The following is a 10,332-nucleotide window of genomic DNA, read 5'->3' on the forward strand; positions in this document are numbered from 1 at the left end:
CTTTCAAAATTTAAGCCGGAACCCTATATTTGCTTTAATATCATATGAAAACAAACTAATAAAATAACAATCAATCGAGTTACGTATTAATGCTGAAGTTACTTATAAAATAAGTTTTACACAAACTTTATCGTTCTATACATCAACTAGAAAACTAATTGGGAAGCATAATATATAACCTGATCAGGGTTGGGTTACACGAGAGCTTATTCCACTAAATTGCGAACTAAAAATACTTTTTTGCCAGGATAGCTCGGAACTAATTAGCCAACTATCAAACATTATTTATGAAACTCAATCACAAGCTCTACCTCTACTCATTCCTAGCTAATTTCGGATGGCTCAAAAAAAGTTACACCGCTAAAATTATGTTAGTGGCATTTTTGGGCACTCACGTACCACTTTTGACCTTACTTTTGAGTTTCGTCGTCTCAAACTCCTATTCTTGGGAGATGGCGGCGCGAGTTATGATTATTGCTCTGTTGGCGACGTTAGCGGGTACAGCCGCCACCCTCTATGCGCTAAACCATCTCCTCAAACCGGTCATTTTGACATCTGCTACATTGCAAAATTATTTGAATACCAAAACCCTACCTGAATTGCCCACAGAATTTGCTGATGAAGCGGGTACATTGATGGCAAATACCTCACAAACTCTTCACAAATTAGATGAGTTAATTCACTACATCAGTAATTATGACGACTTGACTGGATTACCCAATCGTGATTTATTCTGCGATCGCCTTCATGAAATTCTATCCAAACCTGAAAACAACCAGCGCCTTGTAGCTGTCTTTTTGCTAAGTATTGATGATTTTACTGGGATAAGTCATGGGTTGGAACATGAGGTAATAAATTTGTTGTTAAGAGCAGTTGCCCAGAGGTTATCAACCTGCATAACACAAACAGATATTCTTGCCCATTTGAGCGGAGATGAATTTTCCCTTGTCCGAACAGAGATTCATTCTTTTGAAAGTGTGATTAAGCTATCTCAGATGCTATTGAGTACCCTGAGCAAACCTTTTTCTGTTGGGGGTAACTCGATTCATATCACCGCCAGCATTGGGATTACAATTAATGACTTAAATGATCACAATAGCGTAGACCAACTTTTGCAACAGGCTCATATAGCGCTTTACCAGGCAAAGCAGCAAGGGCGTAGCCAATATCAATTCTATTCACCGGAAATTAATGCTCAATTGCAGGAGCGACTGACATTAGAAAATGAATTACATGGGGCGCTTGAACGCAACGAAATGGTGGTTTACTATCAACCTCTGATTGATTTACATAGCGGACAAATTACAGCTGTGGAAGCGTTGATTCGCTGGCAGCATCCTACTTTGGGTATGATTTCTCCAGCAAAGTTTATTCCGATCGCAGAAGCGAATGGTGCGATCATACCAATTGGCGAATGGGTTTTGCGAACTGCTTGCGCCCAAAACCGTGCTTGGCAGCTTGCTGGATTTACCCCAATTAGGATGTCTGTGAATCTGTCATCTCGACAGTTTGAACAACCATATCTGGTTGAAGTCATCAATCAAATTCTTGAGGAGACTGAACTCCAAGCATCTGATCTGGAACTGGAAGTAACGGAAAGCTTCTTGATGGGTAACATTGAGCGATCAATTAAAACCTTAAAACAATTACGAGAACTGGGTATATGGTTGGCTCTAGACGACTTCGGCACTGGTTATTCCTCCCTGAGCTATTTGAAGCGCTTTCCTGTGAATATACTGAAGATCGATCGGTCATTTGTGCAGGATGTCATGTCTAATCCTGATAGCGCAGCCGTCACCAATGCCATTATTGCCCTTGCAAAAAGCCTCCGGTTGAGTATCACGGCAGAGGGTGTGGAAACCCAAGAACAGCTTGACTACCTGAAAATGCAGGGATGTGATGAAGGTCAGGGTTACTACTTCAGTCGTCCTGTCCCTGCTGAGGTAATTGCCCCAATGTTGCAGAAAATTTCTCAGCAGATTGAGACAATTGCAGTATAGGTAGATGCCTAAGGCATTACAACGTGTTCCATTTTGCACCTATCTCGGTGATCACCCGAATACTTGTATAGCGTTCGCACCTAGATTGAGATTCTTTTTGTGTGGAAGCCCTGCTACCACACAAAAAATTGCCCGAGTTTAGCCGCATTAGAATCCATTGGTAAATTCGCAGAGCCATTTGAAGATATAGCAGTAGCCAAAGCTATTAGGACAGTTGGCAATAAACACGTCTTCAACAGCGTACTTTGTGATTTTATTGCTGTCCTAACCCACCTGTCCGTTGCTATACCAGTTAGACAAGGCTCCTCAACAAGCGATCGCCATTAAAGAATTAAGAAAATTTATCAGGCAGTGACTAGAATGGCGCGAAGCTGTATAACTGATAATGCCCTTAAACCTGACCCTGTAGCGCTTGATAAACTTAGCCAAAATTCTGAAAGATAATTTAAACTGGTACAATTTACTTCTGCTAAAAATGACTTCTAGCTATGCCTAGTTTGTATACCGAAAACTCTGAGAAATGGAAAACTCTTGCTTCAATAGATTACTTTACCCAATTCGTTAAAGCTTAGATTACTTTCAATGCTTGGTATAAAAATTATTATCCAACGCTCAGAACTGACAGAGAAACAATAAATGAGATAAAGGCTCATCCCAATAACTTTCGGAATAGGCTTGTTAGTCTTCTAAACAATCAAGATAATAATGGTATCGCCTTCAAATCTCGCGTTGCAGAGCTTCATCTGGAGTTACAAAGAAAGCATGTTTATAACAAAGGTGAACACTATATTTACGGGTTTTGAGCGATCGCTTGCACTATCCCCTCAGTCGCATTCAGGTTGAGTATGGGGTAAACTTTGGGCGAGAGGTGAAACGGGCAGGCATTGTGGTGATGGACAAAGACCGTCCTAACACGGTTTACATGATCGTGGAGCTAAAGAAGCCAAAGCTGAAGGATGGGAAAGACCAGCTTCGCTCTTACTATAATGCCACGGGTGCGCCGATCGCAGTCTGGACGAATGGCGATCAAATTTCCTACTACCAGCGCAAAGACCCGAATTATTTTGAAGACATTCCGGGGCTACCCAATGCGAATCAAACCCTGGCAGATATTCTCCAGATCAAGTTTACGTTGGAAGACTTGATCGCCAATGACAAGTTGGTGAAGGAGAATAAATCTCTCAAGACCTTGATCGAAGAAATGGAAGATGAGGTGCTAGCAAATGCTGGGGTGGATGTATTTGAGGAACTGTTTAAGCTGATTTTCACCAAGCTCTATGATGAATGGTATTCTGGGCAGGGCAACCGCCGATCAACCCGTTCTCTGGAATTTCGCAATACGGGACAGACGGAAGCCGCACTGAAAACCAAGATTCAGGATTTATTCGACAAAGCCAAGAGGAAATGGGAAGGGGTGTTTAGCGAGGATGCCAAAATTAGCCTTACGCCGTCTCACCTTTCGGTCTGCGTGTCGTCCTTGGAAAATGTGAAGCTGTTTAACTCCAACCTGGATGTGATCGATGAAGCATTTGAGTATTTGATCAACCAGAGCAGCAAGGGCGAAAAGGGACAGTTTTTTACGCCGCGCTATGTAATTGATATGTGTGTGAAGATGCTCAACCCGCAAGAAGATGAATACATGATCGACACGGCTGCGGGGTCATCGGGGTTTCCGGTGCATACTATTTTTCATGTGTGGCGGCAGATTTTAGATGATGAGGGATTGCAAGCGAGTCATTTGTTTTCGCTGGAAGATAAGCCGCCCCGGTGCAAAGAGTATGTAGAAGACAAGGTGTTTGCCATCGACTTTGATGAAAAGGCGGTGCGGGTGGCGCGGACGCTGAACTTGATTGCAGGGGATGGGCAGACCAATGTGTTGCACCTGAACACCCTGGACTATGAACTGTGGGATGAAGTCACCGAGCAAGATGATTGGGATGACATTTACCATGAGGGATTCAAACGGCTGAAACGGTTGCGGCCAAAAGGTAGCAGAGACTATCGAGAGTTTCAGTTTGATGTGCTGATGGCGAATCCACCTTTTGCGGGGGATATCAAAGAACCGCGCATGATTGCCCGCTACGATCTGGCGAAAAAGCCGGATGGCAAGTGGCAAAGTAAAGTGGGGCGCGATATTTTGTTTATTGAGCGCAACCTGGACTTTTTGAAACCAGGGGGGAGAATGGCGATCGTGCTTCCTCAAGGACGCTTTAACAACTCTTCCGATAAGAACATTCGAGATTTTATTGCGGAACGCTGCCGAATTTTGGCAGTGGTGGGGCTACATGGCAACACCTTTAAGCCGCACACAGGCACAAAAACCTCAGTGCTATTTGTGCAGAAATGGAACGACGACCCCAAAGCAGGCGCACTCTGCCCCCGCCAGGATGACTACAACATTTTTTTTGCCACAATGCGGAAGGAGGGTAAGAAGAATTCAGGCGAGAAGAACTGGCGCAAAATTTCATCGTCTACAGCTTCACCGCCCGATGATGAACTCAGCGACTTGATGCCGCCTTCTCCGGTGCAACGAGTCGTTGGGGTAGAGGGCGATTTTTTGCGAGATAATCACGAACATTTAGTGGTGGATCACGACCTGTATAACCACGAAGGAAAGACAGAAGACGGCATTGCTGAAGCGTTTATTGAGTTTGCCAAAAAGGAGAACTTCAGTTTTTTTGAACCCAGCCCATCTGTTATGCCGTTTGATGCTGTGAGGTATCAGCAGTTAATGGATGGGCTGGAAGCAGTTGAATTATTATTTAGCGAAGCAAAATTTAACAACGCAAGTCTTAGAGTTGATGCAGAGTTTTTTCAAAAGGGATATTTGAGTGTTGTTAAAGCATTAGGTAGCGCCACAACTCAGTCTTTATCTCAAGTGGCTAGAAAAATTGATGTTGGTCATGTTGGCTCAATGGTTTCTGAATATGATGAATCTGGAATTCTACAGCACTTCCCGGTGTTATGAGGTACAATAGCAACAATTAGTAAACCAGTTTTTTAAATGTTGAGGATTCATTAAGTCGAGTGCAACTGAGATTACTGTATCAACCATTTCTGTTGTAGTTGGAGCAAAACTGCGTAAAAAAGATTTGAGTTGTGACCACCATAACTCGATTGGATTAAAATCAGGAGAGTATGAGGATAAACAAATAACTTTCGCACCTACAGCTTCAATCATTGGTACAATTGATGCTAGTTTATGGGCCGGTAAGTTATCCATAACGACTACTGCTCCTGTCCATAAATTAGGCGCTAAAAACTTCTCAATAAATACATCAAATGCTTGGCTATCCATTGAGTTATTCATCGTCATTAACGCCACTACTTTTTTAATACTAATTGCTCCAATTACTGTGACTTTTGCACCGACGCTCGAAGACTCGCTAACGCTGCGCTATCTGTAAAATGGTTTTTGGTCGTAAGCTCTTGTTCCTTGTTGCGAACGCGCATGAGTTCTTGCCAGGCCTAATAAAACTCCTGTCTCATCTAGGAATACTAAGTTATCTGGATCTATATCTCTGACCTGTTCCCAATATTCTACTCTTAGTTTTTGAACTCTTTCTGTTGCTGCTTGACTACTCCGCAATGTTTTTTTTTACGATTTAATCCTAATTTCTGTAAGGCACGACACATTGCACTTCGACCTACCCAATTACCAGTCTTGTCTGCAAATAATTCACACAACTCTATCAATGTTGCATCTGGATGTGCTTTAACTAATTCTCTTAACTCTATGTCAGCATTTGTCAGATGACTAAATTGTGGTTTTCCTCGCGGCTTTGGTTGTAAATTCCCTTCAAGTTTTTGTTGTTTTACAAGCTTTTGCACTAAACTCTTTGAGACAGAAAATATGTTAGCTACTTTCCTGATTGAGATATTTTTTTGAATATGTGCTGCAACTATTTTTTCTCGAAGCTCGATAGAGTATGACTTCATTTAAAAGTATTTATATTTTAACCTAGTGTACCTTATAACAGGCGGAAGCGCTGTAAGTGAGCAATTGGGGTAAACCCTCACCCACTTCAACCGCACTATTTTTCGTTTCAATTACTACAACCCAAAAAGGCGGTGCAATATTACTTTGAGGATTATTGATTGCTAAAATATCCATCCGCCCCGTAATTCTTCTATCTTCATCTTCGACTGCGATCGCAATGCTATCTTCCATTGTCAACCGAATCGGCACATCGTAGAATCCTGAGAGCCGCATTAAGGGTGCGATCGTTAAGAATTTAACCAACCCTTCAGAAATTTTACCTGCGCTTAAATAGCGACGGAAGTCATTTCTGATTCGCAATAAATCCTGCTGTTCAAACTCAGATAGTGGTTCTAAAGTTAAGAAGTCTGTAAATGAACCATTGGAAAGTTCTTCTAGTTTGAGTAACCGATGAACATCGTTGAGAGATAGACTGCTAGCTTCGACGGTGAGAGGCATAGTGTTAGGGTTTGCTTGTCAAGACTACTTATAATATTGCAACATTCCCAGTAGATAGGTTGCAAAACGTCTTTAAATTTCTCGATCGCTTGCTTTTGGTAACTGAAAATGAATGTAAACTAAGTAACTCGGCAATTTCTACCTAGCTTAACGAAAATCTAAACATTATCTAGCACAACTGGGCTAAGAATGGTTTTTAGTAACAATAGCGATCGCACTCATAACTAACCATGTCTCAACCAACTATAGAATCAATCCTCCAAGAGAATCGTCTCTTTCATCCTGCCTCGGAATTCTCACAGAATGCCCATATCAAAAGTCTGGAAGACTATCAGCGTCTCTACGACAAAGCCAAAGCCGATCCGCAGCAATTTTGGGCAGATTTGGCTGTAACAGAATTAGAATGGTTCCAAAAATGGGATACAGTATTAGACTGGCAACCACCTTTTGCTAAGTGGTTTGTTGGCGGTAAAATTAATATTTCTTACAACTGCCTTGACAGACATCTCACTACTTGGCGCAAAAATAAAGCAGCACTGATATGGGAAGGAGAACCAGGTGATTCGCGTACCCTCACTTATGCCCAACTGCACCGGGAAGTTTGCCAGTTTGCCAATGTATTGAAGCAACTAGGTGTAAAAAAAGGCGATCGCGTTGGTATATATATGCCAATGATTCCCGAAGCTGCGATCGCTATGTTAGCTTGTGCCAGAATTGGCGCACCCCACGGCGTAGTATTTGGTGGTTTTAGTGCCGAAGCTTTACGCGATCGCTTAATTGATGCTCAAGCTAAACTAGTAATCACGGCTGATGGTGGTTGGCGCAAAGATGCGATCGTTCCTCTCAAAGAACAGGTAGACAAAGCCTTAGCTGATGGTGCTGTTCCCAGTGTTGAAAATGTCCTCGTTGTCAAGCGCACCGGGCAAGAAACTTATATGCAGTTGGGGGGACGCGATCATTGGTGGCATGATTTGCAAAAAGGAGTATCAGCAGATTGTCCCGCCGAACCAATGGATAGCGAAGATATGCTGTTTGTCCTCTACACTTCTGGCAGCACGGGCAAACCGAAGGGTGTAGTGCATACAACTGCTGGTTATAATTTGTATACTCATATAACCACCAAGTGGATATTCGACCTCCAAGACACAGATGTATATTGGTGTACCGCCGATGTAGGTTGGATTACTGGACACAGCTACATTGTCTACGGCCCTCTTTCCAACGGTGCAACAACTGTGATGTATGAAGGTGCGCCCCGTGCTTCTAATCCTGGCTGTTTCTGGGATGTAATTGAAAAATACGGCGTTAATATTTTTTATACTGCACCTACGGCAATTCGGGCATTTGTTAAGATGGGCGAACAACATCCTAATGCGCGAAACTTATCTTCATTACGTTTGCTGGGAAGCGTTGGCGAACCGATTAACCCAGAAGCTTGGATGTGGTATCAGAAAGTAATTGGTGGCGATCGCTGTCCAATTGTTGATACTTGGTGGCAAACAGAAACCGGCGGTATCATGATTACACCGCTACCAGGGGCAATTCCCACCAAGCCCGGTTCCGCAACTCTTCCCTTCCCAGGAATTATTGCAGATGTCGTAGATTTGGAAGGAAACACCGTACCTAATAACGAAGGCGGTTATCTAGCTGTGCGACATCCGTGGCCAGGAATGATGCGGACAGTCTACGGCGATCCAGAACGCTTCCGCCGCACCTATTGGGAACACATTCCGCCCAAGGATGGTAACTATATTTACTTTGCTGGTGATGGCGCGAGGCAAGATGAAGACGGTTACTTTTGGGTAATGGGTCGTGTAGATGATGTACTAAATGTATCAGGACACCGCCTTGGTACAATGGAAGTAGAATCAGCCTTAGTTTCGCATCCAGCAGTTGCAGAAGCGGCGGTAGTGGGTAAGCCAGATGAACTTAAAGGTGAAGAAGTAGTTGCTTTTGTGACATTAGAAGGCACTTATCAGGCAAGTGAGGAACTGAGTAAAGAACTCAAACTGCACGTTGTCAAAGAAATAGGTGCGATCGCGCGTCCGGGAGAAATTCGCTTTACAGACGCTTTGCCCAAAACGCGATCGGGTAAGATTATGCGGCGCTTACTGCGGAATCTAGCCGCCGGACAAGAGGTATCTGGCGATACTTCGACATTGGAAGATAGAAGCGTGTTGGATAAATTGCGAGAAGGGGCGTAAGTAATGCAAATTTCTCAAAATAGGAGTCTGTTAACAACAAAGTAACATAAAGAAATCCTTAATAATATAGGGTAGGCAAAACAGCCTGCCCTTAGCTAAATAGGCTCAATTAAAATAGGTCTATAAATGAGAGATGCACTGGGGCAAAGAGGCGAAGCAATTTTTACAGTATTAATGACGGAATTTCACTCTCATGCTGGCCCTATTTTCAAGCCGCAGTTTTTAGGAGACAAATGGCAATATGTTGATTTTATTGTAGAGTTGGTAGGGTCTGGTAAATCTGTTCCTTATTTCTTTGTGCAAGTGAAAACAACAAGAAAAGGTTACACTAAAAAATATAACCGTTTGAATGTGAAAGTGCCAAAAGAAAATGTAATTGGTTTAGCATCTTATCCAGCACCAACTTATATAGTAGGTATCGATGAAATTCAAGAGATAGGTTACATGGTTTCTGCAAATGGTGAAAGTCTTAAATCTCTGTCAAGCCTTTCTACTCAATTTAAAATTATTAAACAAAATAGAGAACTGCTATGGCAAGAAGTTGATGATTTTTGGAGTAGATACCACACTAATCAGTTAGTTTCCAAGTTTGCCGATCAAGACTGGAGATAAAACAATGAAAACCACAGCACCTTGGTATATTGGGAGACGGGCAGAATCTCTTGCCGTTGTTTACTTAACTCGTCGTGATGACTTGATTATTTCTCAGCCAACACCAAATCAAGGATTAGACTTTTTAATCACAATTACCAAAGATGGAATTTATACTGGAAGACTTTTTGGTATTGAAGTAAAAGCAACAGATTCGACATCTAATTTAAAGAAGCATAATGATATTTTAAAGCTAGACAAAAATAGGTTGAGTAGACTAGAAAAGTTTAAAGATTTACCATTCCCTGTTTGCCTATTTTTCTTTATTTTAGAAAACGATCAAGGTTATTATAAATGGATTTTAGAACCTAAAATAGATGGAAAAAAGCAAGTTAAATTGCACTTTAATGAAGATGATGAACTGAAAAACCTTGATGACAAAGAAATAGCTAGTATTATTTCAAGTATAAATAGTTGGTATGACCATAGAAATAATACATGAGTATGCACATACAAATTTATTCTTCAAATAGGCGCGATCGCCCACCCCTAGAATTTTAATGACACCGTGCTGTCAGCATATTGACACAATTTTTAGTGCATTGCAGACTTACTAATGCATCCTCAGATTATTATAAGAATAGAACATTATTGAGGCATTCAGAGCGATGAAGGTGAAGCGCAAACTGAAATCAGCATTTGTTCAATCTTTTAGAGGTATGACGCTGAGTATTATCACAGTAATTGGTTTATCACCATTAGCAATCGCGGTTCCTGCAACAGTTTCTTTGCATTCCCCTGGACAATCGGTTGAGAGACAACCACAAAAACTAGCACAGTTTTCAGACACAGGGCCATCAGAGCGATCGCAGATGCTGCAACAAGCCAATGCTTTATTTAATCAGGGAGAATTAACAGGTGCAGAGGAAAATTTACGCAAATTCGTTAAACAATTTCCAGACGATGCCTTTGGACACTTTCAATTAGGAAATGTGCTTTTTCGGCAAAAGAAACCACAAGAAGCAATTAGCTCTTATCAAGAAGCCATTCGCCTCCAGCCAAAATATGCTCTCGCTCACAATGCGATGGGTATGGTTTA

The 10,332-nt window shown here is 42.0% G+C and carries 8 protein-coding genes and 1 pseudogene; 6 read left to right on the forward strand and 3 right to left on the reverse strand.

Going from position 1 to position 10,332, the window contains the following annotated elements:
- Nucleotides 1-287: 287 nt before the first annotated feature.
- A complete protein-coding gene (locus VE944_RS09800) occupies nucleotides 288-2,000 on the forward strand; it encodes a putative bifunctional diguanylate cyclase/phosphodiesterase (protein WP_324975870.1) in 1,713 nt (570 codons plus the stop codon).
- Between the two features lie 799 nt (nucleotides 2,001-2,799).
- A complete protein-coding gene (locus VE944_RS09805; RefSeq protein ID WP_324975873.1) occupies nucleotides 2,800-4,968 on the forward strand; it encodes a type I restriction-modification system subunit M in 2,169 nt (722 codons plus the stop codon).
- On the opposite strand, the pseudogene VE944_RS09810 reads toward VE944_RS09805, so the two are convergent.
- The 3 genes and pseudogenes from VE944_RS09810 to VE944_RS09820 all read right to left on the reverse strand — a co-directional run.
- Nucleotides 4,963-5,373, reverse strand: a pseudogene (locus tag VE944_RS09810) (transposase); the annotation flags it as partial. The gene VE944_RS09805 and the pseudogene VE944_RS09810 sit on opposite strands and share 6 nt — an antisense overlap.
- 173 nt (nucleotides 5,374-5,546) lie before the next feature.
- On the reverse strand, nucleotides 5,547-5,939 hold the full coding sequence (locus VE944_RS09815; protein ID WP_324975877.1) for a helix-turn-helix domain-containing protein: 393 nt from the start codon (nucleotides 5,937-5,939) through the stop codon (nucleotides 5,547-5,549).
- Nucleotides 5,940-5,961: 22 nt separating this feature from the next.
- Entirely contained in the window at nucleotides 5,962-6,438 is a 477-nt protein-coding gene (locus tag VE944_RS09820) for a restriction endonuclease subunit R (protein WP_324975880.1), read from the reverse strand.
- 230 nt (nucleotides 6,439-6,668) lie between these two features.
- Between VE944_RS09820 and acs the strand changes: the two genes are divergently transcribed.
- The 4 genes from acs to VE944_RS09840 form a co-directional block, all read left to right on the forward strand.
- Nucleotides 6,669-8,642, forward strand: a complete 1,974-nt coding sequence (gene acs, locus VE944_RS09825) for an acetate--CoA ligase (protein WP_324975882.1) — start codon at nucleotides 6,669-6,671, stop codon at nucleotides 8,640-8,642.
- A gap of 126 nt (nucleotides 8,643-8,768) precedes the next feature.
- Nucleotides 8,769-9,254 carry a DUF4365 domain-containing protein gene (locus VE944_RS09830; RefSeq protein ID WP_324975885.1) on the forward strand — a complete coding sequence of 162 codons (486 nt, stop codon included), beginning with the start codon at nucleotides 8,769-8,771 and terminating at the stop codon, nucleotides 9,252-9,254.
- Between the two features lie 4 nt (nucleotides 9,255-9,258).
- The gene (locus VE944_RS09835; protein WP_324975888.1) at nucleotides 9,259-9,735 is read left to right on the forward strand and encodes a DUF4365 domain-containing protein; all 477 of its coding nucleotides are present in this window, start codon (nucleotides 9,259-9,261) and stop codon (nucleotides 9,733-9,735) included.
- Between the two features lie 166 nt (nucleotides 9,736-9,901).
- Nucleotides 9,902-10,332 (forward strand): tetratricopeptide repeat protein (locus VE944_RS09840; protein ID WP_324975891.1); only part of this gene is annotated, 431 nt, incomplete at its 3' end.

Origin of the sequence: Nostoc sp., assembly GCF_035638895.1 — a bacterium.
GTDB lineage: Bacteria > Cyanobacteriota > Cyanobacteriia > Cyanobacteriales > Nostocaceae > Nostoc.